Source organism: Candidatus Magnetaquiglobus chichijimensis (assembly GCF_045865675.1).
In the GTDB taxonomy this organism is placed as follows: domain Bacteria; phylum Pseudomonadota; class Magnetococcia; order Magnetococcales; family Magnetaquicoccaceae; genus Magnetaquiglobus; species Magnetaquiglobus chichijimensis.
The window spans coordinates 39138-63338 of record NZ_BAAFGK010000001.1; the positions used below are offsets into that span (position 1 = coordinate 39138).

The 24201-nt window shown below is 61.8% G+C and carries 18 protein-coding genes; 6 read left to right on the plus strand and 12 right to left on the minus strand.

Annotated elements, in window-relative coordinates:
• Window positions 1-55: 55 nt before the first annotated feature.
• The 9 genes from thrS to tolB form a co-directional block, all read right to left on the minus strand.
• The gene (thrS, locus tag ACOY6C_RS00175) at window positions 56-1969 is read right to left on the minus strand and encodes a threonine--tRNA ligase (RefSeq protein ID WP_420903453.1); all 1914 of its coding nucleotides are present in this window, start codon (window positions 1967-1969) and stop codon (window positions 56-58) included.
• A 5-nt stretch (window positions 1970-1974) separates the two neighbouring features.
• Window positions 1975-3354: a phosphoglucosamine mutase gene (gene glmM, locus ACOY6C_RS00180; RefSeq protein WP_420903454.1), complete on the minus strand. Its 1380-nt coding sequence runs from the start codon at window positions 3352-3354 to the stop codon at window positions 1975-1977.
• Between the two features lie 459 nt (window positions 3355-3813).
• Entirely contained in the window at window positions 3814-4977 is a 1164-nt protein-coding gene (gene folP, locus ACOY6C_RS00185) for a dihydropteroate synthase (protein ID WP_420903455.1), read from the minus strand.
• Between the two features lie 28 nt (window positions 4978-5005).
• On the minus strand, window positions 5006-7366 hold the full coding sequence (gene ftsH, locus ACOY6C_RS00190; protein WP_420903456.1) for an ATP-dependent zinc metalloprotease FtsH: 2361 nt from the start codon (window positions 7364-7366) through the stop codon (window positions 5006-5008).
• 111 nt (window positions 7367-7477) lie between these two features.
• Window positions 7478-8611: a tRNA lysidine(34) synthetase TilS gene (tilS, locus tag ACOY6C_RS00195; RefSeq protein ID WP_420903457.1), complete on the minus strand. Its 1134-nt coding sequence runs from the start codon at window positions 8609-8611 to the stop codon at window positions 7478-7480.
• A 774-nt stretch (window positions 8612-9385) separates the two neighbouring features.
• Window positions 9386-10066, minus strand: a complete 681-nt coding sequence (queC, locus tag ACOY6C_RS00200) for a 7-cyano-7-deazaguanine synthase QueC (protein WP_420903808.1) — start codon at window positions 10064-10066, stop codon at window positions 9386-9388.
• A gap of 2 nt (window positions 10067-10068) precedes the next feature.
• Entirely contained in the window at window positions 10069-11034 is a 966-nt protein-coding gene (gene ybgF / locus ACOY6C_RS00205; RefSeq protein ID WP_420903458.1) for a tol-pal system protein YbgF, read from the minus strand.
• A gap of 208 nt (window positions 11035-11242) precedes the next feature.
• Window positions 11243-11782: a peptidoglycan-associated lipoprotein Pal gene (pal, locus tag ACOY6C_RS00210; protein ID WP_420903459.1), complete on the minus strand. Its 540-nt coding sequence runs from the start codon at window positions 11780-11782 to the stop codon at window positions 11243-11245.
• Between the two features lie 367 nt (window positions 11783-12149).
• Entirely contained in the window at window positions 12150-13490 is a 1341-nt protein-coding gene (gene tolB / locus ACOY6C_RS00215) for a Tol-Pal system beta propeller repeat protein TolB (protein ID WP_420903460.1), read from the minus strand.
• Window positions 13491-14217: 727 nt separating this feature from the next.
• Between tolB and ACOY6C_RS00220 the strand changes: the two genes are divergently transcribed.
• From ACOY6C_RS00220 to ACOY6C_RS00230, 3 genes are all read left to right on the plus strand, one after another.
• Window positions 14218-15141, plus strand: coding sequence for a sulfite exporter TauE/SafE family protein (locus tag ACOY6C_RS00220; RefSeq protein WP_420903461.1), 924 nt, complete (start codon window positions 14218-14220; stop codon window positions 15139-15141).
• Window positions 15142-15183: 42 nt separating this feature from the next.
• Window positions 15184-15612, plus strand: a complete 429-nt coding sequence (locus tag ACOY6C_RS00225; protein WP_420903462.1) for a hypothetical protein — start codon at window positions 15184-15186, stop codon at window positions 15610-15612.
• An 82-nt stretch (window positions 15613-15694) separates the two neighbouring features.
• Window positions 15695-16552 carry a universal stress protein gene (locus tag ACOY6C_RS00230; RefSeq protein WP_420903463.1) on the plus strand — a complete coding sequence of 286 codons (858 nt, stop codon included), beginning with the start codon at window positions 15695-15697 and terminating at the stop codon, window positions 16550-16552.
• Window positions 16553-17086: 534 nt separating this feature from the next.
• Here the strand turns inward: ACOY6C_RS00230 and ACOY6C_RS00235 are convergent.
• A complete protein-coding gene (locus ACOY6C_RS00235) occupies window positions 17087-18106 on the minus strand; it encodes a serine/threonine protein kinase (RefSeq protein WP_420903464.1) in 1020 nt (339 codons plus the stop codon).
• A gap of 441 nt (window positions 18107-18547) precedes the next feature.
• Window positions 18548-18739 (minus strand): hypothetical protein, encoded by a 192-nt coding sequence (locus ACOY6C_RS00240; RefSeq protein WP_420903465.1) that lies wholly within the window; start codon window positions 18737-18739, stop codon window positions 18548-18550.
• Window positions 18740-19172: 433 nt separating this feature from the next.
• Here ACOY6C_RS00240 and ACOY6C_RS00245 point away from each other — a divergent pair, with 433 nt between their 5' ends.
• The 3 genes from ACOY6C_RS00245 (at window position 19173) to ACOY6C_RS00255 (ending at window position 22879) form a co-directional block, all read left to right on the plus strand.
• Complete coding sequence (locus ACOY6C_RS00245; protein WP_420903466.1) at window positions 19173-20132, plus strand: UDP-glucuronic acid decarboxylase family protein; 960 nt, start codon at window positions 19173-19175, stop codon at window positions 20130-20132.
• A gap of 181 nt (window positions 20133-20313) precedes the next feature.
• Entirely contained in the window at window positions 20314-21111 is a 798-nt protein-coding gene (gene trpA, locus ACOY6C_RS00250) for a tryptophan synthase subunit alpha (protein ID WP_420903467.1), read from the plus strand.
• 160 nt (window positions 21112-21271) lie between these two features.
• Window positions 21272-22879 carry an electron transfer flavoprotein-ubiquinone oxidoreductase gene (locus ACOY6C_RS00255; protein WP_420903468.1) on the plus strand — a complete coding sequence of 536 codons (1608 nt, stop codon included), beginning with the start codon at window positions 21272-21274 and terminating at the stop codon, window positions 22877-22879.
• Window positions 22880-22945: 66 nt separating this feature from the next.
• Here ACOY6C_RS00255 and trpB read toward each other — a convergent pair whose 3' ends face one another.
• On the minus strand, window positions 22946-24178 hold the full coding sequence (trpB, locus tag ACOY6C_RS00260; RefSeq protein WP_420903469.1) for a tryptophan synthase subunit beta: 1233 nt from the start codon (window positions 24176-24178) through the stop codon (window positions 22946-22948).
• Window positions 24179-24201: the final 23 nt, after the last annotated feature.

Below are 24201 nucleotides of genomic sequence, written 5' to 3' on the forward strand. Positions count from 1 at the left end.
TGCGTGGGCACGCCCCCAAGCGTCTACCACGGATGGTTTTTTTCCATCACGCACGTCATGCCCGCTGTCTGCTTTCGACCAGCAGGCGTTGAATCATCTCGTCGAGCGGAATCAGACCCAGCTCCTTGCCATGTCGGTCACGGGGACTCACCGCCCCCTCGGCGCGTTCGCGTTCGCCGACGATCAGCAGCCATGGGATTTTCTGCATGGCGTGCTCGCGGATTTTATAGCCAATTTTCTGATTGCGCAAATCTGTTTGCACGCGCAGACCCGCGGCGCGCAATTTTTGTTCCACTTCCACGGCCCAATCGTTGTAGGCTTCGGTGATCGTCAGCACCACGGCTTGCACCGGCGCGAGCCACACGGGAAAATGGCCGGCGTGGTGTTCGATGAGAATGCCGAAAAACCGTTCCAACGATCCCATCAAGGCGCGATGGATCATGATGGGTCGATGTCTGGCTCCATCCTCGCCAATATAGCCGATATCGAACCGTTCTGGAAGGTTGAAGTCCAGTTGAATCGTCGAACATTGCCATTTTCTTCCGATGGCGTCGGTGATCTTGACATCGATCTTCGGTCCGTAGAAGGCGCCGCCTCCCACATCCTCGCAATAATCCAGTCCGTGATGCAGGATCGCCCCGCGCAACGCGGCGGTGGCCTTCTCCCAGATCGCGTCCGAACCCACCGCTTTTTCCGGGCGCGTGGAGAGGTTGATTTCGAACTTCTCGAATCCGAACGTCCGCAGGGTCTGCAAGGTCAGGTCCAGAATCGCGCTGATCTCCGCTTCGATCTGCGATTCGCGGCAGAAGATGTGCGCGTCGTCCTGGGTGAAGCCGCGCACCCGGAACAGACCATGCAAAACCCCAGACATCTCATAACGATACACCGTTCCCAACTCTGCCCAGCGCATCGGCAGATCCCGATGGGAGCGGATCTGGGAGCGGTACACCAGAATATGGAACGGGCAGTTCATGGGGCGGATCTGGTATTTCTGTTCATCCACCGTCATCGGATTGAACATCGAGTCGTGGTAGAAGTCCAGATGACCCGAGGTGCGCCAAAGATCCAGGTTGGCCATGTGCGGGGTGAACAGAAACTCGTAGCCTGCCGCGCGATGGGCCTCTTTCCATTGATCCTCGATGATCTGCCGAACCCGCGCGCCCATCGGATGCCACAGCACCAGGCCACCGCCGGCGTCATCCTGGATCGAGAACAGATCCAGCTCCTTGCCGATGCGGCGATGATCCCGTTTGGCCGCCTCCTCGAGCAGGGTGAGGTGGGCTTCCAGGGCTTTCTTGTCCGCGAAGGCGGTGCCGTAGATCCGTTGCAGCATCTTGTTTTTCGAATCGCCGCGCCAGTAGGCCCCGGCCAGACGGGTCAGCTTGAACACCTTGAGCCGTCCGGTGGAGGGGACATGCGGACCTCGGCACAGGTCCATGAACGCCCCCTGGCGATAGAGCGAGATGGCCTGATCCTCGGGAATCTCGGCGATGATCTCCGCCTTGTACCGCTCCCCCTGATCCAAAAACCAGTCGATCGCCTCCTGGCGACCCATGAGTTGTCGTTTGACCGGCAGATCCCGTTTGACGATCTCCTCCATGCGAGCTTCGATCGCGGTCAGATCTTCCGGCGTGAAGGGGCGTTCGTAGTCGAAATCGTAATAAAATCCGTCCGCCACCGCCGGACCGATGGTCACCTGGGCGCCAGGAAACAGCTCTTTGACCGCCTGGGCCATCAGATGGCTGGTGGAGTGGCGCAGGATTTCGAGTCCATCGGGGGTCGAAGGGGTGATGATGGCGATGGTGGCATCCTGATCGACCACGGTATCCAGATCGACCAGACGGCCATCCACGCGACCGGCGATGGCCGCGCGGGCCAGACCGGCGCCGATCGTCGCCGCGATCGTGGCCACGCTCGCGGGCGTGGCGCTCTCCTGGAACGATCCATCGGGAAGGGTATAACGCGGCATGGGAATCACTCTCCTGAGGCTTGCGCAGCCTTTTGTATGCGTTGGCAAAGATCATCGACGCAGGCCGCGATGATCTCGTGGGAATCCCCCTCGGCCATGACACGGATTTTCGGTTCCGTGCCCGAGGGGCGTACCAGCAGGCGTCCCTGGCCTTGCAGGGTGGCGTGGGCGGCCTCGATGGCCGTTTGGACCGTGGGATCGGCCAAGGGATTGGAGCCGCGGGGGATGGTGACGTTCTTGAGAATCTGCGGCACGGTATGCAACTGTGCGGCCAGCTCCGAGAGCGGGCGTTGTTGGGTCACCATCCGTTCCAGGATCTTCAAGGCGCTCACGATGCCATCGCCCGTGGTGTTGTAATCCAGAAAGATCATGTGTCCCGACTGCTCGCCACCCAGGTTGCACCCTTCGGCGAGCATGGTTTCCAGCACGTAGCGATCCCCGACGTTGGCGCGCAGCAGTTTGAGATCCAGAGAGTGGAGAAACCGTTCCAATCCCAGGTTCGACATCACCGTGCCAACCACCGCGTCCCCTTTCAGGGTATTGTTCTCTTTCATCATGATGGCGCTCAAGGCCATCATCTGGTCGCCGTCGAGCAGGCGTCCCCGATCGTCGCACACCAGCAGCCGGTCGGCATCGCCATCCAGGGCCAGGCCGATATCCGCCCCGGTTTCGCGCACCTTGTCGCGCATCAGTTCCGGGTAGAGGGAGCCGCAGTTTTGATTGATGTTCAGGCCATCCGGTTTCACGCCCAGCGGGATCACATCCTCGGCGCCCAGCTCCCACAGCACTTCCGGCGCCACCCGATAGGCGGCGCCGTTGGCGCAGTCCACCACCACCTTCAATCCCGTGAGTCGCAGGTCGCGGGGAAAGGTATTCTTGCAAAATTCAATGTAGCGTCCCCGTGCATCTTCGATCCGTTGGGCGCGTCCGATGTGGGACGGGTGGGGCAGGTCGCGGATCACCGGGTCTTGGAAAAACTGTTCCTCGATGGCCCGTTCCACCTCATCCGGGAGTTTCATGCCGTTCGGGCCGAAGAATTTGATCCCGTTGTCGTGATACGGGTTATGGGAGGCCGAGATCACGACGCCGATTTCGGCGCGAAACGCGCGGGTGAGGTACGCGACCGCAGGGGTGGGGATGGTGCCCACCTGGACGCAGTGCATGCCCACCGAGTTGAAGCCCGCGCGCAGGGCGGATTCGAACAGGTAGCCGGACAGGCGGGTATCCTTGCCGATCACCACAACGCCGCCACGGTGATCCGGGCGGCGCAGCACCTGGCCCGCGGCCTGGCCGAGTCGCAGGGCGGTTTCGGCGGTCATGGGGTGGACGTTGGCCAGACCGCGCACGCCGTCGGTGCCGAAGAGGCGGGGGGGAGAGGAGTTCATGAATGCCGATCCTGGTAAGATCCGTCGATCCAAACTGTTGAAAAAAAAGAGGAGGTCTGGGGGATTCCTCCCCCAGGATTTTGCCTTTATCCTTTGTCTTTGTTGGTCTTTGTGTCTTTCGCGCGCGTGACACAGATAAGCGGTTTTTCGCGAAAAAACGCTTTTGTAAAATGCACGCGAAAAGAAAACAGCAACAATCAGACAGCAGAATCAAAATGACGAGGAAGAAGCAAGAATCATGATAATAAGAATTGTTTGTATAAAGAAAAGTAAAAAAGAAAAAAATTAAAAGGCAAAACCTCGGAGGCTCTGCCTCCAAACCTCCGCCGGGGGCCTTCGGCCCCCCGTCCCCCGCAACGGTTGGAGCCAGTCGTCAGCGCCTCATCCCCGTCCCCCGCAACGGTTGGAGCCAGTCGTCAGCGCCTCATCCCCGTCCCCCGCAACGGTTGGAGCCAGTCGTCAGCGCCTCATCCCCGCCGCGACCCGCATGGCCATCTTCGCCCCCGCCACATCATGCACCCGCAAAATCGCCGCGTCCGCCAACAAACTCAACAGATGCCCAACCCCATCCCGCGCCATCGGTCCCTCGATCCCACTCAACTCCCCCAATACCCGCTTGCGGGAAAAACCCAACATCAACGGCACACCCAACCCACGAAATACCCGCCGCCGCCGCAACAAGGCCAGATTGTGTTCCCGACTCTTGCCAAATCCAATGCCTGGATCACACGCCAACAGCCGGATCCCGCACCTCTCCGCCAAAACCTGACGCCGCGCGAGAAAATCAAAAACCTCCACCACCACGTCATCGTAACGCGGGGCGCTCTGCATCACCTCCGGACGATCCGCCATGTGCATCAACAACACCGGCACATCCGCACCCGCCAACCAACCGGCATCCTCCTCATCATCCAAACCCGGTCCACGCAACGCGGTGACATCGTTGATCATCGCCGCGCCCGCCTGCAACGCTGCCCGCATCACCTCGGGCTTGGAGCTGTCCACGGCCACGGGAATGGAAACCACGCGCGCCAAACCAGCCACCACCGGCACCACCCGCTCCAGCTCCGCATCCAGCGACACCGGCAACGATCCGGGTCGGGTCGATTCCCCACCCACATCCAACAGGTCCGCTCCGGCCTCGGCCATGGCCACCCCATGCGCGATGGCCGCCTCGACACGACCGGCCAACCCGTCCCCGGAAAACGAATCAGGCGTGACGTTGACGATCCCCATGACACGCGGCCCGGTCAGATCCACACGCCAACCCGGCGATCCACCCCAATGCCACACCGGATCCGCCTGCCGATGCCGCGCCAGGGCGATCTCGATGGCCGTGGCTTCCGCCTCCAGCCCCACCGCGCGCAAGACCTCCGTCAGACCCCGCAATCCGGCGCCATTCAAACGCCCCTCGGCCAGACGCCAAAGGCCGGCTTCCCGAATACGCATCCCCTCGGGCAACAGCCGATCCCACCCCTCGCGCCATCCGGCCAGCGTCACCAACCAGACCGTGATCGGATCATCGAGCAGCTCCACCAAGGGAACCGGATCCCCATGTCGCCCCGCGAACCAGGATCCGTCACCCAACATCGGCTCCAGCAACACCCGCATCGGCGCTGCCAACGGCCTCATCCCCTCCGTCACACGCGCCTCAGCCACGGTTGGAAGCGGGCGGATCCGGGTCGGACGGCTCGTTCCCACGCCCGGCAACCGGGAGCGGAACCTCGACCGTCACGGGCGAACCATCCAGGGTTGGCCGCGCCGCGCTTTCAGAGGTAACCGCCGTCTCCGCGGAAACCACACCCGCAGCCGCCTCACCAGACGCACCCGCCACCGCCTCACCAGACGCACCCGCCGCACCCGCGTCAACCACCGGGCGCGCATCCGCCTCGCCTGCCTCGGCCACGGTCGCACCATTCGGTTTGGTCAGCGAAACCCGATCCATCTCAGCCAGGGCAGGGGAGCTGTCGTCCTCCCGTTCGGACTTGGCCAGATTCGGTCGCACGGCGCGCGCCGGACGAACCGGTTTTGCTTCCTCCTCCTCGTCCTCCTCCTCGTCGTCGTCCACCTCGTCCACTTCCGGCTCCTTGGCCAGATGTACCTTGCCGCGCGGGGCGGAACCACCCTCCGGACCCTCGGCATCGGCCATGGCAGCGGACTTGCCCTTGTTCTTGCGCTTCTTTTTCGGCGGCGGCGGCAGGGGCTTCAACGCCTCTTCGGCGGACATGCCGGCCATCAGATTGGCCACTTCGTCCGCATCCAGGGTCTCTCGCTCCAGCAGAGCCTGGGACATGATGTGCAGAATCCCCATCTTCTCGATGAGAATCTGCTTGGCGCGTTGATAGTTGCGATCGATCAGACCGCGCACCTCCGTGTCGATGGTCAGCGCCGTGGCCTCGGAGATCAACTTGTGCTGGGTGATCTCGCGACCCAGGAAGATCTCCTCCTCCTTGGAGCCGTAGGTCATCGGACCGAGCTTGTCGCTCATGCCCCACTCGCAGACCATGCTGCGCGCCATGTCCGTGGCGCGCTTGATGTCGTTGCCCGCGCCGGTGGTCAATTGGTTGAGCACCAGTTCCTCGGCCAGACGTCCACCCATCAACACCGAAATGTTGTTTTCCAGCTGCTGCCGCGAGTAGGTGTGCCGGTCCTCGGTGGGAAGCTGCATGGTGAGTCCCAGCGCCCGACCGCGCGGGATGATCGTCACCTTGTGAACCGGATCCGTGCCCGGTATCGAGGCCGCGACGATGGCGTGTCCGGCTTCGTGATAGGCGGTGGTGCGTCGTTCGTGCTCCGGGATGATGGCCGACTTGCGCGGCTTGCCCATCATCACCTTGTCCTTGGCCGTCTCGAAATCCTCCATGTCCACGAGTTTCTTGTCGGCCTGGGCCGCGCCCAACGCCGCCTCGTTGACCAGGTTGGCCAGATCCGCGCCGGAAAAACCGGGCGTGCCGCGCGCCAGAACCTCGACATCCACCGACTCGTCTATCGGCACCTTGGCCATGTGCACGCTCAGAATCTGCGTGCGACCGCGAATATCCGGATTGGGCACGGTCACCTGACGGTCGAAGCGTCCGGGACGCAGCAGCGCCGGATCGAGCACGTCGGGTCGGTTGGTGGCCGCCACCAGAATCACACCCTCGGCGGATTCGAAACCATCCATCTCCACCAAAAGCTGGTTCAAGGTCTGTTCGCGCTCGTCGTGGCCGCCGCCGAGTCCGGCGCCGCGATGCCGACCCACGGCATCGATCTCATCGATGAAGATGATGCATGGGGCATTCTTTTTGCCCTGCTCGAACATGTCGCGCACCCGCGCCGCGCCCACGCCCACGAACATCTCCACGAAGTCCGATCCCGACAGGTTGAAGAACGGCACGTTCGCCTCGCCGGCGATCGCCCGCGCCAAGAGCGTCTTGCCCGTGCCCGGCGGACCGATCAACAGCACACCCTTGGGGATCTTGCCGCCCAGGCGCTGGAACTTCTGCGGATTGCGCAGAAATTCGATGATCTCCTGCAACTCCTCCTTGGCCTCGTCGATGCCGGCCACGTCCGCGAAGGTCACCTTGCCCAGGGTCTCGGAGAGCATCTTCGCCTTGGAGCGTCCGAACGACATGGCGCCGCGTCCGCCTCCGCCCTGCATCTGGCGCATGAAGAACACCCAGACCCCGATCAGCAACAGCATCGGGAACCAGGAGATCAGGATCGTCACCAGCAGTGGCGTCTCCTCGGGCGGACGCGCGGTGATGTTCACCTTCTTGTCGCGCAGCATGCGCATCAGGTCCGGATCGTTCGGGGTGTAGGTCGTGAAGGCCACGCCATCCGAGAAAACCCCGGAGATGCGGCGATCCTGCACCACCACGTCGGTGATCTTGCCCTGGTCGAGCTGAAAGAGAAAATCGGAAAACGGGATGCTCTGATCCCGCGGGGTCGGCTGATTGAACAGGTTGAACAGCATGATCAAAAGCAGGCCGATCACCAACCACAACGACAAATTCTTATAAAATCCGTTCAAGCAGACTTCTCCTGGATCGGATGATGTTACCGTGGAACGCCCGCAAGAGAGATCCACGGCGGGGTGAGGGGGGGTTCCCCCATCTTGCAAGTCAACAAGGATTGGAAAGATTCAGATCGGGAGCAGGGCATCCGGATGGGTGAACCGTCCACGCTCATGATAAGGATCCCACACCGAAAATTCAACCATCTCCCACATCTCTTTTTCTCCCGCGCCTTGGGAACTTTTTCGCGGGGCCTCCACGAAACGTTGCCAGTAGATCCGGGACTCCGACCTTCCGATGCGCAGGCCATTCACATGCATGTGCCATCTGCGACCCTTGCCATGGGTCATCCGGGTCAATTGCGCCATGGCGCGGGCGCCGGGCGGGTGTGCGCATCCGGTCAACGCGGCATGGCAGCGGGTGAGCACACGGTGGGCCATGGCCTCGGGAAGCGTGGTAAACGCACGGCAATCCAAGGAGATGACCCCTGCCGCCTGGTTCCACCGGGCATCGAGTCGGGGCCAGTAATCCGCCAGCGCCCATTCGAGCGCCGTGTCGGCCTGGGCCAGTCGTTCCGCGCTCTCGGCCAGACGAAGGGCGAGATCGTGATTCGGCAGCGCCTCGTTCAGAAGCGGCATCAGCCGCTGGCGCAGCCAGTTGCGGCGGTACCGCTCTTTCGTGTTCGAGGGATCCTCGCGCCACGCCACTCCGTGTTGCGTCAGCCAGTCGCGCAGTTCCGCGCGTCCCATCCCCAGCAACGGGCGCAGCAGGCGTATGCCGTTTCCGAGCGGTCGTTCGGCTCGCATCCCCGCCAGACCCGTCACGCCGCCGCCTCGCAACAGTCGTTCCAGGAAGGTCTCGGCCTGGTCATCCCGATGGTGACCGGTCAGAATCGCTTCGGCTCCGAAGGATCGGGCACACTCCAGGAGAAATCCCAGTCGGGCATTCCGGGCCCGTTCCTGGAGATTGCCACCCGATGGCGGGGATTCCCACCTCCCGATCCGACAGGCCAGCCCCAGCTTTTCCGCCTGTTCGCCCACGAAGTGGGCATCCAGGTGGGAATCGTCACGCAAGGCGTGGTCGAAGTGAACCACCAGCAACCGCGTCCTGTCGAGGGCCGTGCCGGCAAGCAGCAGATGCAGCAGGGCCAGGGAGTCGGCGCCTCCCGATACCGCGATCACCACCCGTGCCGTCGCGGCAAGCAACGGTCGGAGCGTGTCATGCAAACGGGTCGAAAGCGGATCGCGAATCGGGCGGTTCATGGTGGGTTCATGGGGCGAAAGAACCAGGAGTTCAAGACGCCACGGGGGGTGAGGGGTATCTCCTCCCATCATGCAGGTTTACGAAAATGGGCGTAAGCGCGCGGTCTTTCGTGTCCCCCTCGTTGCCTGCCAGGCATACGGAAGGACGAACCGCTCGCGTCAGCCAAAGCCGCCTCCGGCAGCCCGTTCTCATGCAAGGCGAAGGTGCGTCGTTTTGCCAAAATCGCAAAATAACGCATCTTCCAAGGCGGCGCGCAAGCGTTTTTTCGCAAAAGACGCGAAAAAACGCTTTTTTTGTAGAGCGCGCTCAAGTCAAAGGAATTGAAACATAAGTCCAGAATCACAAGAAATCGGGTTCAGAATCGAAAAAAAGTCCAGAATCACAAGAAATCGGGTTCAGAATCGAAAAAAAGTCCAAAATCACAAGAAATCAGGTTCAGAATCGAAAAAAAGTCCAGAATCACAAGAAATCAGGTTCAGAATCGAAAAAAAAGGCCAGAATCACAAGAAATCAGGTTCAGAATCGAAAAAAAAGGCCAGAATCACAAGAAATCAGGTTCAGAGTCGAAAAAAAAGTCCAGAATCGATAAAGAACAGGGCCAAAGTCGAAAGTCAAGATACCGGAGTCGCAAGTCATACAGTCACAAGAATCAAAGGAAAAGTCGCGGGGCGCTGCCCCGCCCCCGCCGGGGACCTTCGGCCCCCCGTCCCCCGCAACAATGGGAACACGATCCCAGCTCATTTCAATACGAACAATCCCGCCACGCCTACGCCCTAACTTTTGACATAGCCAATCGGATCATGCGTCCCGGCAGCCTCGAAACCCGCCAACCGCAACCGACAGGCATCACACCGCCCACACGCCAACCCCTCCACGGTCGGATCGTAACAGGAACGGGTCAACGCGAAATCCACCCCCAACTCCAAACCCTTGCGCACGATCTCCGCCTTGGACAGATGCAACAACGGCGCACGAATGACAAACGACTGCCGGGTCACCCCCTCGCGGGTGGCCAGATTGGCCAGACGCTCGAAGGCCTCGACAAAGATCGGACGACAATCGGGATAACCGGAATAATCAATGGCGTTGACGCCAATAAAAATCTCATGGGCCTGCAACGTCTCGGCCCAACCCAACGCCAGAGAAAGGAAAATGGTATTGCGGGCAGGCACATAGGTGGCGGGAATCCCCTCGCCGGAACCACCTTTGGCAGGCGTGAGCGCCGGATCGGTCAGAGCGGAACCGCCAATGCGGTCCAAAGGCAGATCGAGCACCAGCCAACGGGCTACCGGCAGCCGTGCGACGATCGCCTCGGCAGCGGCCAGCTCCTGCTGGTGACGCTGTCCGTAACGAAAGGAGATCGGATAAAGCTCCCGTCCCAACGCATGGGCCGCATGCAGACACACGGCGGAATCCATCCCGCCGGATAGCAGAACAACAGCCCGCTCGACCAAGGTCAACGTCCCAGTTTCTGCTTGATTTGCGCCAGTCGTGGCTTGGCCAGGGAGGCGGACGGGGAGGTGGGGAAGTCCTTGACCAGCCGTTGCAGACTGGTGTTGGCGTTCTCCAGGTCGTTCAGCTCGTAGAACGAAAAGCCGATCTTGAGCAGACTGTCCGGCACCTTCGCGCTGTTCGGCCAACGCAACAGAACCTGGTTGAAGGCCATCAACGCCTCCGGGAACTGCCGTTGCACATAATGCAGCTCGCCGAGCCAGTACTGGGCGTTATCCGCCGTGCCATCTTTCGGATGGTTCTTCAAGAAGTTCTGGAAGCCGGTCTTGGCCGCGTCGTACTGCTTTTCCTTGAGCAGCTGGAAAGCGGCTTCGTAGGCCTCCTTGGGATTGGAGGAGTTGGTGGCCTGGGTGGCCGCCGCCGATGGGGGCTTGGCCGGAGCCGCCGCCGGAGCCGTGGGCGCTGGCTTGGCGGGAGCCGCCGCCGGAGCCGCCGGAGCCGCCGGAGTCGCTGGAGCGGGTGCCGCCGCCGTGCTCGCGGATGGGGGGGCCACGACCGGAGTCGGAGCCGCGGCCTGGGTCGCCGCCGGTTCCGTAACCGCCGGGGGTTGCACGCTGGCCGCCGCCTGGGCCTTGGCTTCGGCGTGCGAGACCTGCTCGACCCGCTCGTTGAGCTTCTTGCCGTCGTGACGCACCTCCTCGACCGAACCTTGCAGCTGCCCGATCTGCTTCTCCAGAAGTGCCAGGCGATTGTTCAGATCGGCCAGGGCGTTGCGCTGATTCTGTTCCGACTGGTCCAGACGCGCGGCGACATCGCTGGCGCGCACCGGCTTGGGTGGCGGTTCGCCGTCCGCCTCGGGCGGCGCGCCAAGACCGCCACAGCCGGCGATCAGGGAGAAGGTTCCACAAAGAATCATCAGGCGCGCGCGCCGGGCGAGGGCGCGACGAGATTCGGTCACCGCGATACGCATGGTCGTCCACACATCCGGTCGGTTGATGGCGTGATGGGGGGAAGTGTTACCTCTCGCCCCCCAGGACGTGGAACACCCACAGGGCGCGCCACGCTGAAAAACGTGATTCGCTTCGAAGCTGGACGGCGGCGGATCGTCCCATCCCGACGCCCCCCCTTGGAACACCCTCGCGGAGGTTCCAAGGGGGAGGCGATGAGATCAAACTGGATCAGGGGACCAGATCGGCGCGGCGATTCTTGCTCCAGGCCGCTTCGTTGTGTCCGTTCACCAGGGGACGCTCCTTGCCGTAGCTGACGGTCTTGATGCGGGAGCCATCCACGCCTTGGGAGATCAGATACTGCTTGGCGGCATCGGCGCGCTTTTGACCCAGGGCGAGGTTGTACTCGCGGGTGCCGCGCTCGTCGCAGTGACCCTCGACGGTGACGTTGCGCTTGCCGAGCCAACGGGCATTCTGGGCCAGGACATCGGCGGCAGACGAGTCGATGATCGAGGAGTTCAGGTCGAAATAGACCCGATGTTCGGGCTCGCCGCCCGCACCGCCGCGACCGGAGGGATCGTTCGGGCCGCCACGGCCATCGAGGTAGGCCGAGGAGCCGTCATGACGGCCCAGGGCGCGACCATCGTCGCCCGCCTTGCCGCCCGCGCCGTCGCCGCCTTGACCGTCCGCACCGGGAACCGTGCCGCAGCCGGCCAGAAGGCCCAGGGAGAGCAGGGAGATGGCCAGAAAATGAGAACGCTTCGTGATCATGATTCGTCAATCCTTGTAGTACTGTGTTTGGGTGCGCGGCAGACCGCGTTGATGATCATACCTTGCGACACGACCGATTCGCCGTCCCTGGTGGAATCCAGGGCGGAACTTCTCATGGGAGAGTATCGTTCAAATTGCGATAATCGTGCAAGGTGTGATCGTTTGTAAACGAAAAAAAGGTGATGAAGCAGAACATTTGGATTAAGCAGAATTCGCGCCATATTTTATAAATAATTGATAACAATGAATTCTGATCGGAATTCCGAATGCGTGCGCCAAGCGCGCACGACCAAATCCTGACGCAGATCACCAGGACCGGGGCGTCGTGCCGACGTTCCGGTCCTGGCGCGCCCGATCGGGCCTGGAATCAGCGCAGCAGCGGCGACCAGGAGGGGTCCGAGGCCCGGATATCGGCCTCCATCGGAACGATGCGTTCGTTTTGTCCGGTCAGATCGATGGTATAGAGCTTCGACCCCTTGCCTTGCATCTCGCGGGTGAAGGCGATGACGCGTCCGTTGGGCGCCCATGCCGGGGACTCGTCCATCCAGGAGCTGGTCAAGGTCCGTTCCTGATTGCCCTGGGGATTGACCACCGAGATGCCGAAACCACCGCCACCCCCCTTGACGAAGGCGATCAGATCACCGCGCGGGGACCAGGAAGGGGCGGCGTTGTAGTTGCCCGCGAAGGTGATGCGGGTTTGATTCGAGCCGTCGGCGTTCATGGTATAGATCTGCGGCGAGCCACCCCGATCGGAATTGAAGACGATGCGCCGTCCATCCGGCGACCAGGAGGGGGAGGTGTCGATGCCCGGATTTTGTGTCAGGCGGGTCAAGGTGCCGGAACCCAGATCCTTGACGTAGATTTCCGCGTTGCCGTCCTTGTTGAGGGTCATGGCCATTTTCGAGCCGTCCGGCGCCCAGGAGGGAGCGCTGTTGAGCCCCGGATAGTCCCCTTCCGGATAGGTTTTGCCGGTGTACAGCTCGCGGCGATAGATGCGCGGCTCGCCGGAGACGTAGGAGACGAAGAAAATGGTCTCGCCACTCGGGGAGAAGCGCGGGGTGAGCACCAGGGAGCGCCCTTCGGTCAGATCGGTGCGGTTGAGACCGTCCTGGTCCATGATCGACAGCCACTTCTTGTCACCCCGTTCGGCCACGAAGACGATCCGCGAGCTGAAATAGCCCGATTCCCCGGTCAAGCGGGAGTAGATCTCATCGGCGATGCGATGGGCCACCAGGTGCCACTCCGGCTTCGGGGCGGAAAAGCGTTGACCTTTGCCCACCGGGGCGCCGCGATAGACATCGTGCAGAAAGAAATCCGCGTTCACCTGGCCGCCGGAGTCGATCACCGCGCCGGACACCACCGCCTCCGCGCCGTTCTTGCGCCAGTCGGAGAAATTCGGTCCCTCTTTCCACAACGAGGCGGAATCCTGCAGGAATCCTTTGCGATCCAGGATCTGGAACAGTCCGGAGCGTTCCAGGTCCGAGGCGATCACATCCGCGATGCGATTGCCCATGGCCGCCGAGGGATTCACCGAACCATCCGGATTGGTGTCGAGGAATTTCGGAATCGCGATCGGCATGGGTTGCAGACCACCCTTGGAGATGTCGATTTGCAGCCCGGCCCGCGCCATGCCGGGAAGGCACAGCACGAGAAGCGACACCAGAAGAAGATACGAAAAGGAAAGACCCTTATGGGTGGCACGGTTCATGGCGGCAAGATACCCGTCTTTTCAAGTGGCGATAAGGTTTTGTAACGATTCAGAACCCCCCACGATTGCAGGGGTCCGGGGACCGCGAGGTACCCGGCTTGAGTTCGGAAACGGAGTCTCCGAGGTTTGGCTTCTGACTTCTGTTTTAGCAGGCTCTTCAAAAAAAGCGTTTTTTGCGAATTCGAGTCCGGAACCTCAATGGATTACCATAACACGATTTTCGCGCCAAGCCCAACATTTTTTACCGTGGAACGCCCGAAAGGGAGGTCCGCGGTCGAGGGTGAGGGGGCTCTTCCCATCATGTCCGTTTTCCGGGCCATGTTTGCGTGAACGTTTTGCCAACGACGCAAAACGTTCACGCAAACATGGCCGTGTGCAGCGTTATTTTCGCAAAAAACGCTCTTTTGTCGAGCGCACCAAAGGCAAAAGCAAAACCTTCGGAAGGCGCGCCGCCTGGGCCGAGCCGGTTCCCGGACTTCTGCGATCATGGGGGGGTGAACGGTTGCGAATTTTTTACAATTCAATAATAGCTCAATTTTAAGTGTATGATATTGAAATATTATTTTTTATTAACCGAGATTCGAAAGAAATGACCATTGCAAATTTCAACAATAGACTCTAACATATTAGAGTATCAGTGCAAACTGATGCATCCGATCCCACCTCTCTAGAAACCATCGAAACGCCCATGAATTCACAAAAATTGCGCTGGAATCAAGGAGCATGGATGCTGGGCCTCGCCGGTCTGCTGATTTTCATGGCCACGGATGGCTTTGCCGCGGAGAGTGCCGCCACCAGCGCGGCCACCACCCCCTGGTGGGTGTGGGCGGCGGCCCTGTTTGTCACCTCCTTTCTGCTCGGCATCGTCGCCGTGCTCGGCGGGGTGGGCGGCGGCGTGCTGTTCGTGCCGATCGTCGGCGGCTTTTTCTTCCCTTTCCATCTCGATTTCGTGCGCGGCGCCGGTCTGCTGGTCGCCCTGGCCGGAGCCCTGGCCGCCGGCCCCGGCCTGCTCAAAAGCGGCATGGCCAACCTGCGCCTGGCCATGCCACTCGCCCTGATCGCCTCGGCCTCCGCCATCGTCGGCGCCATGATGGGACTCGCCCTGCCCACCAACGTCGTCCAGACCTCTCTCGGCGCCACCATCCTCGGCATCGTGGCCTTGATGTGGACCGCCAAGAAGTCCGAACAACCCGATGTCCCCAAGGCCGATTCCCTCTCCAGCGCCTTGGAAATTCACGGCCTCTACTTCGACGCGGCCAAAAATCAGGAGATCGACTGGAAGGTCCATCGCACCCCGATCGGACTCTTCATGTTCATCATCATCGGCATCATGGCCGGCATGTTCGGACTGGGCGCGGGATGGGCCAATGTCCCGGTGCTCAACCTCCTGATGGGCGCCCCCCTCAAGGTGTCGGTGGCCACCAGCAAGTTCATGCTCTCCATCGTCGATACCTCGGCGGCCTGGGTTTATCTCAACAAGGGCGCTGTTCTGGCCCTCATCGCCGTCCCTTCCATCCTGGGGATCATGCTCGGATCCCTGGTCGGCGTCCGGCTGTTGCGCAAGGCCAACGCCTCGATGGTGCGCAAGGTGGTGATCGGCATGCTGCTTCTGGCCGGCTCCCGCGCCTTGATGAAGGGCCTGGGCTTTTGATCGAACCCATCCACAATCCGGATTGATGAGGATACCCACGCCATGGCCGACTACACCCCTGACCCGAAATACGCTTCCGAGGAGCAGGTGGCCTATGCTTCCATCCTGGATCTCGGCTGGAAGATCGGCTTCGTCCTGATGGTGATCTTCTTTGGACTCTACGTCTTCGGGGTGCTTCCTTCCCACGTCTCCATGGAACAACTCGCCCAATACTGGGTGCTGCCCGCCGATCAGTATCTCAAGGCGGTCAACGGTCCCACCGGTTGGGATTGGGTTGCCCTGGTTCATCGGGGGGACTACCTCAACTACATCGGCATCGCGATCCTGGCTGGCATCACCGTGGTTTGCTACGCCAAGGTTTTGCCCCTGTTCCTGAAAAAAGGGGAGAAGGTCTACTCGGCCATCATGATCGCCGAAATCCTGGTGCTGGTGCTGGCCGCTTCGGGCATCCTCGGCGGCGGGGCCCACTGATCCATCCGGATGCGGAGCCCGCTTCCGGCACCCCCGGAAGCGGCGCGCATCCCCAACACCTTCCAAGCGAGGCCCGATCCTCATGAGCGAAATGCGCCCCCTGCTGCCCACCGGTCGCTTCTCCCACATCCTGGTCGCCACGGAGTGCTCGGAGTACTCCCGCAGCGCGGTGGCGTTGGCCGTGGAACTCGCCCAGCTTTTCTCCGGTCGCATCACCGCGATGCACATGCTCTTTTCCAATCCCGAGTTCGAATCCATCGCCCTGGAACAGCTCCGGACCCAGGAACTCAACGCCGCCCGCTCCACGGGCGAGATGAAAAAATGGGTCGAGAGTCAAGGAGTGGCCTGCAACGTCGAAATCCGTCGCGGGGTCCATCCCCACCGCGAGATCATCGACGCGGCCAACGCCTGCGACGCGGATCTGGTGGTCATGGGCCGGCGTGGCCGGCGTGGACTGGCCCGCTGGATGGTCGGTGACGCCACTGCCCGCGTGGTGGCCGAGGCCCCCTGCAAGGTGCTGGTGGTGCCGCGTGGCGCCACCTTGTGGCGCAAGACCATTCTGCTGGCAACCGATGGCTCACGTTACAGCGAACGGGCCGGCGTGGTGGCGACCATTCTGGCCAGGCAGAGCGCCATCCCGCTGCGCGTGGTGTCGGTGGTGGAGAGCAAGGGAAACCAGAAACGGATGGCCTTGGCCACCGAGGCGGTGGATCGGATGCTCGAGCATGCCAGAAGTCAGGAGGTGGTGGTTAGCGGTGAAGTGCTCGAAAGCCATCCCCCGGCGGATGCCCTCGCCGCCGAGGCCCTTCGCGTCGGCGCCGATCTGGTGGTCAGCGGCAGCCATGGCCGTACCGGCATCGAACGGGTCTTTCTCGGCAGCGTGGTGGAACGGTTGATCGGCAAGGTCTCCTGCCCGGTTCTGGCCATCAAGGGGGGGTGAGTGCGTGCCGCGCGCTCGAGCGATTTTCAGGAGGTGAGAATCGCGCATTAAACCGCGCCTGGTTTGGAACAGGTGGTTTTTACCATGGAACTCCCGAAGGGCGGTCCGTGGTACGGGGGGTGGGGGTTCTCCCCCCCCCATCATGTCAAGTTACCATCGAAAAAAAAGAGAGCGTCTGGGAGATTCCTCTCCCAGGGTTTTGCTTTTGACTGTAGCGCGCTCTTTAAAAGAAGCCTTTTTCGCCTCTTTTGCGAAAAAGGCGTCGCGCGCAGCCTTCATGAGCGTCGTTTCCGATTTTTGAAAACAAAGATCATATCTTGCACGGCAGCCGTGCGGAAAACGATGCATCCCATGATGGTTGCGGTTTGATGGCGAGCGCACCGATATAAACGAGAAGTATGACGGTTCAGGACGCCCGTTATGGCAGGCTTTTGGGGATCTTCGTGCCTACCATGGCGCTCCTGAAGGGCGGTCCGTGGCACGGGGGGGTGAGGGGGGCTCCCCTCATCATGCAAGTGACACCAGGGCCCCGCCTCAGTAATCGCCCCGATACGCCATCGGATTCCACTCCAAGGGTGGCTCCTGCATGAGCAGTACCTGCTCCCGCAACGAAAGAATGTGATTGTCCCAGTAACGCGGGGCGTCGAACCAGGGAAAGGCGCGCGGAAACGCCGGGTCATCCCACCGCCGGGCAATCCAGGCGGCGTAGTGGATCATCCGCAACGTGCGCAAGGCCTCGATCAGATGCACCTCGCGCGGGTTGAAATCGTGAAACTTCCGATAGCCCCGCAACAGGGCGGCCAATTGGGTACCCTGCTCATTCCGATCACCCGACAGACACATCCAGAGATCCTGGATGGCCGGTCCCATGCGTGCATCGTCGAAATCCACGAACAATGGTCCATGTTCGGTCCAGAGAATGTTGCCGGAGTGACAATCCCCATGCAGGCGGATCAGACGCACCTCGCCGGCCAGCGAGAAACAACGGCGGATGCGCTGCAACAACTCTTTGATCAAGGCGTCGTAGGTGGCGCGCAAATCCAACGGAATGAATTTCGAGGCCATCAGGAAGCGATGCGGCTCCTCGCCGAAACTCTCCACATCCAGCGTGGGGCGGGCCACGAAGGAACGGGTTGCGCCCAGGGCGTGAATCCGTCCCAGGGCCAGGCCCAACCGTTCGAGATGGTCGAGGTTTTCCAGATCCGGCGCGCGACCTCCACGGCTCGGATAGAGCGCATAACGAAACCCCCGCCAGGTGTGCAGGGTTGCATCCCCGGAATCGGGCAGGGGAGATACCACCGGGATTTCCAGGTCCGCCAACTGGCGGGTGAAGTGATGCTCTTCGAGGATGGCTTCGCGACTCCAGCGACCCTTGCGGTAGAATTTCACCACCAGGGCGCCACCCCCTTCCAGACCGACCTGATAGACCCGGTTCTCGAAGCTGTTGAGCGCCAGCAACCGGCCATCGCAACGCGCTCCAAGCCGTTCCGTGGCCTGGAGGATCACCTCCGGGCTGAGATTCTTGTATGGGGTTTTGTTCGGGGTTCCAGCCATGTGATGTCTGCATCCGTGCGGTCGATCGAGTGGGGCCGGGACCGGCCAGAGCATGCGCAAGGAGCTGATTTCCGCCGTGGTCCGCCCCCGCGTGGAGTGCCGAGGATGGGACCGGAGAGCGGTTCTCCCCAGGTCATGCCCTGTCAGGTCGCAGCGCGGATTATGAGCCAGCCGGGCGCGCTTGGGAAGGGATGTGCGTGAAATTTTCCCCCGGCCCTTGCCGTTGGACTCCCGCGAGGGGAGGGGGCCGGCATGCGTGGTGGTGGCAACGCTTTCGTGTCGTCAGGCGGAGGGATCGGAGGGTGGCGCGGGAGAGGGATTGAAGCGTGAGGTGGCGTGTGGACGCTCATCCCGGTCGCATGACCGACCGGGATGGATGGGCGTTTCGGCTCAAGAGCTGAATGACGCCCTGAACTCAAAACCGGGTGATCGACCGGGCGATTACTCCTGCCAGACCGGATGCACCACTGCCGTGATCTGGAAATCCCGGCTTTCCTGGCCGATCTTGCCGGTCAGACCGGCGTGGTGGTCGCGGATTTTGTAGTTTTCGCGTCCATCGGAGAGGATATACCAGCTTTTCCGGGTTTTGGCAGCATTCTCGCGGGCCGCGACAACGGCTTCATTGTAGGTCATGGCGGTTCCTCGATGAGTTAAGACGTTCATTTTGTGTTCTTTGGTGTTACTGGTTTTTGGGTTTGCAAGATTTTTCAGCTAGCCAAGAGGCGATTCCCATGGCATGCTTGACGATGGGTTTGTGATTTTGCCACTTGGGGAGCGACCATTTTTTAACGATTGTCAGTGGTTGCGGGAAGAGCGGCTGTCTGGCGATCTCAAGGATGCGTTAACAGGTCTCCCCGTCAGGCAAACGGCATTCTGCCTCGAATGGACGAGGAGTTCAAGGGAAAATTTGATTTTTTTTCTTATTTGTTTTTCAAGGATTTTTTTATTCATGATCCCTATTGATCATTCCAATCGTCTGATCGGGGTGCAGAGGTTTTTTTCTTGATTCACAAGGGGTCTGGATTGGTTTTTCAGGGTATGAGGTTTTCGTGACTGGGGAGCTGAAATGAGCAGATTTTCCGGAAAAAGGGTATTGGTAACCGGCGGTGCGGGTTTTCTCGGATCGCATTTGTGTGAGCATCTTCTGATCGAGGGTGCGGATGTATTGTGCGTGGACAATTTTTTTACCGGCAACAAAAGGAATATTCTCGCTCTATTGGATCATCCCTTTTTTGAATTGCTGCGTCACGATGTAACCTTCCCGCTGTATGTCGAGGTGGACGAGATTTTCAATCTGGCTTGTCCGGCCTCGCCGATCCATTATCAATTCGATCCCGTGCAAACCACCAAGACGAGCGTGCATGGGGCGATCAACATGCTGGGTCTGGCCAAGCGGGTACGGGCCAAGATCATGCAGGCATCGACGAGCGAGGTGTATGGGGATCCACAGGTTCATCCGCAACGAGAGGATTACTGGGGCCATGTGAATCCCATCGGACCACGATCCTGTTACGACGAGGGCAAACGTTGCGCGGAGACGTTGTTTTTCGACTATCATCGTCAGCATCGGTTGCGCATCAAGGTGGCGCGGATCTTCAATACCTATGGTCCGCGCATGCATCCCAACGATGGTCGGGTGGTCTCGAATTTCGTGGTGCAGGCGCTGCGCGGGGATCCGATCACGGTGTACGGAGATGGCACGCAGACGCGTTCGTTCTGCTATGTCGATGACATGGTGGAGGGTTTTTTGCGGCTGATGTGTTCCGGGGACGACTTTCTCGGGCCGGTGAATCTCGGCAATCCCGGCGAATTCACGATGTTGGAGTTGGCGAGCAAGGTGGTGGAGCTGACCGGTTCCCGATCGTCGATCGTGTTCGCGCCGTTGCCCACCGACGATCCCAGGCAGCGTCAACCGGACATCGGGTTGGCCCGGGAGCGGTTGGACTGGCAGCCAACGGTGGTTCTGGACGAGGGGTTGCGGAGGACGATCGACTATTTCGATCAGGTGTTGTCAGGTGAAAAATGAACGCTGCGACAGGAGCCGCTGGAATCGACGCCGCGCGGCACATCCGCGCGGTGTGGCGGGCCGCCCGTTGAGCGGGATCTCGATTGGGTTCATAATGGCTGCATGAGGAACATCCTGGACCCGGATTTCGATTCAACAGGGTTCGTGGTTTTGGGTTCACCGTTGTCGGGAGTTGCCACGCATGTCCTTGGAACCGTTTATCCGTCATCGTCTGGCCGAGCGCCAAGCGCTCGGAGAGGCGCCGATTCTGCTCATGTCCCATCTGGTGCTGGGTCATCCCTCCCTGGACGAGAACCGGCGCGTGATCGATGCCATGGCCGGGGCGGGTGTCGAGTTGATGGAGTTGCAGATCCCCTTTTCCGAGCCGATCGCCGATGGTCCGGTGATCGCCCAGGCCAATCAGCTCTCCCTGGACGCCGGCTTTCGCGTCGCCGATGGTCTGGCGTTCGCCCGTGAAATGGTTCGGCGTCATCCGGGCGTGGCTTTTCTGATCATGACCTATGCCAACATTCTCATGGCCTACGGGGTGGAACGGTTCATGCGCGCCGCCGCCGAAATGGGGATGCGCGGGTTGATCATTCCCGACTGGCCGCCCCAGGTGGCGGGGGAACCGATGGGGCTGTGCGCGGAGATGGGCCTGGACTGGGTGCAGCTGTTCACCCCCACCTCGACGGACGAGCGGTTGGGGTATATCGGCGGCCTGGCGCGCGGATTCTGTTACTGCGTGGCGCGCAAGGGGGTCACCGGCGCGCATACCGATTTCAATGCGGATCTGACCCAATTCCTCTCCCGCTGTCGTCAGGTGACCGGGGTGCCGTTGGCGGTGGGTTTCGGGGTCGGCACGCCCGCCGACGTGGCGGCCTTGTGTGGACAGGCGGAGATCGCGGTGGTGGGCACGGCGGCGATGCGGATTCATGCCGAACAGGGCGCCGAGGCGGTGGGGGCCTTCTTTCGTGGTTTGAGACAGGGGGTCGCGTGATGCCCGACGGATGGGATCAAGGGCCCATGGTCCCTGGACTCCATGCCCCGATCCGTTCGGATTCGTGACACCTCGAAGGCCCTGCCTCCGCACCTGAGCCGGCAACTTCGCACGCCCCAGGCCTCCAGCACCCGTAAACCGCCGCCGCGCACCGTCCTCCATGACCGAATCCTCCCACGATGTGCTGATCGTCGGCGCCGGTCCGGCGGGCCTGGCCGCCGCGCTGCACCTGAAACGACATCACCCTGATCTCACCATCGCGCTTTTGGAGAAGTCAGCCCGCATCGGCGCGCATCTGCTCTCCGGCGCCCTCCTCGACCCCCACGACCTCCTCCCTCTGTTGAGCCCCGAGGAGATCGCCACCGCACCCCTGGGACCGGAGGTCATCCACGAAACCCTGCTCCATCTGACACGCCACCACGCCATCCCCCTGCCGCACGGCTGGTCCCATCGCGGCTGTCGCATGCTCGCCCTGGGGAGCTTCTGCCGCTGGCTGGCTGGCCTGGCGGAACAGGCCGGGGTGGAGATCTATCCCGGATTCGCCGCCCGGGAGTTGCTGTGGGAGGGGGAGCGTCTGCTCGGCATCCGGACCGGCGATCAGGGGGTGAATGGCCGGGGCGAACCCGGACCCGGCTTCGAGCCCGGCCTGGCGATGCACGCCCCGGTCACCATCCTGGCCGAGGGGTGCCGGGGGCATCTGACCGGACAGGCGATCCGGAAACTCGACCTCAAGCGCGGTCGCCCGCCCCAGACCCATGGTCTGGGTTTCAAGGAGCTCTGGGAGATCCCGACCGATCGGACCGTCGCGGGGGTGGTGCATACCCTCGGCTGGCCACTGGCCGGATCCCAACACGGCGGCGGGTTCCTCTATCCGGTCGCACCCGGACGGCTGGCCATCGGTTGGGTGGTCGGGTTGGACTACCGGGATCCCTGGTTCGACCCGTTCGTGGCCTTCCAGCAGTGGAAAAACCATCCGCGCATCCGCGCCCGGCTCGTCCGAGGCCAACCGCTCGCCTTCGGCGCCCGCGCGCTGGTGGAGGGAGGGTGGCAGTGTCTGCCGCGTCTGGAGTTCGATGGGGGGGTGCTGATCGGGGATGCGGCGGGATTTTTGGATGCCGCCCGCCTCAAGGGGATCGGCAACGCCATCCGATCCGGGGTGGCCGCCGCGGAAGGGGTGATCGCGGCCTTTGAAACCGGGGATTTTACCGCCGCCGGACTGCGCGGCTATCCGGATCGGGTCGAGGCATCGGCCTGGATGGCAAGACTCAAGGAGGTGCGCAACGTGCGACCGGGATTTCGTGCCGGTTGGCTCCCCGGACTGGTCAACGCCGCCTGGGAACGGTTCAGCCGGGGCCGCTCTCCCTGGAGCTGGCGCTGGTCCATCGCCGATCGGGCCCGCTTGCAGGAGGTGACGCCAGATCGATCCCCCCCGACCATGCCCGCGCCGGCGCCCTGGATCCTCGACCGTTCCACGGCGCTCGCCTTGAGTGCCATCCGTCATCGTCACGATCAGCCATGCCATCTGCGGGTGCAGGATCCGGAGCGGCTCGCGAACGCGGGGCGAACGCGCTTCGCCAATCCCGAAACCCGTTATTGTCCCGCCGGGGTCTACGAGGCGAGGTGCCCGCCCGAGGTGGAACGGACCGTGACGCGCATCCGTGCGGAACGGTGTCTGCACTGCAAGTGCTGCGACATCAAGGATCCGTTGGATACCCTTGTCTGGACACCGCCCGAGGGGGGAAGCGGTCCGGATTATGGGGCGATGTAGCGTAGCGCCTCACGATCGCCACCAGCCCGGCAAGCGCCCTGATTCAACACGGAGGCATTGCCCCCCTCAGGCCTCTCTGGCTGCGTATTGCGCCGCTTTCTGGCGGATGAAATGCCGCCAACCCGGATCATCCAGGGCATCGGCAATGGTGAAGATGTCCTTGTCACCCCGTCCGGAGAGATTGATGATCACGATCGCATCCTCGGGGAGCGTGGGCAGCTCCTTCAACGCCTGGGCCACGGCATGGCTGGATTCAAGTGCCGGGATCAATCCCTCGGCACGCATCAACTCCTGCAACGCGGCAACCACCTCGCGGTCGGTGGCCGCCTCGAAACGCACCCGACCGGTCTGATGCAAATGGGCCAGGATCGGCGACACCCCGACATAATCCAACCCCGCGGCCACGGAGTGGGTGTCGAGCATCTGGCCGTCGCCGTTCTGGAGAAAGAAGGTCTTGTATCCCTGCGCCATGCCGACGGTGCCGGATCCCGAGGCCAACCGCGCGGCATGGCGACCGGTTTCGACCCCCAGACCGCCCGCCTCGACCCCCACCAGATTTACCTCCGGATGGTCGAGAAACCCCTGGAAGATCCCCATGGCATTGGAACCACCTCCCACGCAGGCATACACATGGGTGGGCAGACGCCCTTCGGCGGCCAGGATCTGCGCCTTGGCCTCGGTGCCGATGATCGACTGGAACCAGGAGACCATGGCCGGAAACGGATGAGCGCCACAGGCGGTGCCGAGCAGATAGTGGGTGTCGTCCATGCTGGCCACCCAGTCGCGCATCGCCTCGTTGACCGCGTCCTTGAGGGTTTTGGAACCGGAATGGACCGGAACCACCCGCGCGCCGAGCCGTTCCATCCAGAAGACGTTGGAACGCTGTCGTTCCACATCCTCGGCCCCCATGTAGATCACGCATTCGTATCCCATGCGCGCGGCCATGGTGGCGGTGGCCATGCCATGTTGTCCGGCGCCGGTTTCGGCGATGACCCGCCGCTTGCCCATGCGTTTGACCAGCAGCCCCTGACCCATGACGTTGTTGGCTTTGTGGGCGCCGGTCTGGTTGAGATCCTCGCGCTTGATGTAGACCCGGCGACCGTATCGGGCCGAGAGGTTTTCCGCGAAGGTCAAGGGGGTGGGGCGTCCGGAGTAGTTCTCCATCAGGCGGACGTAGCTGTTCCAGAACGCCGGATCGGCGCGCGCCTCCTCATAGGCCGCGGTGAGGCGGCGAAAGGTCTCGTGGAGGATCTCCGGGATGAAGGCACCGCCGAAGTCGCCAAAGTAACCGGTTTCCATGTTTGTTTCCCAAAGGTTCGGAT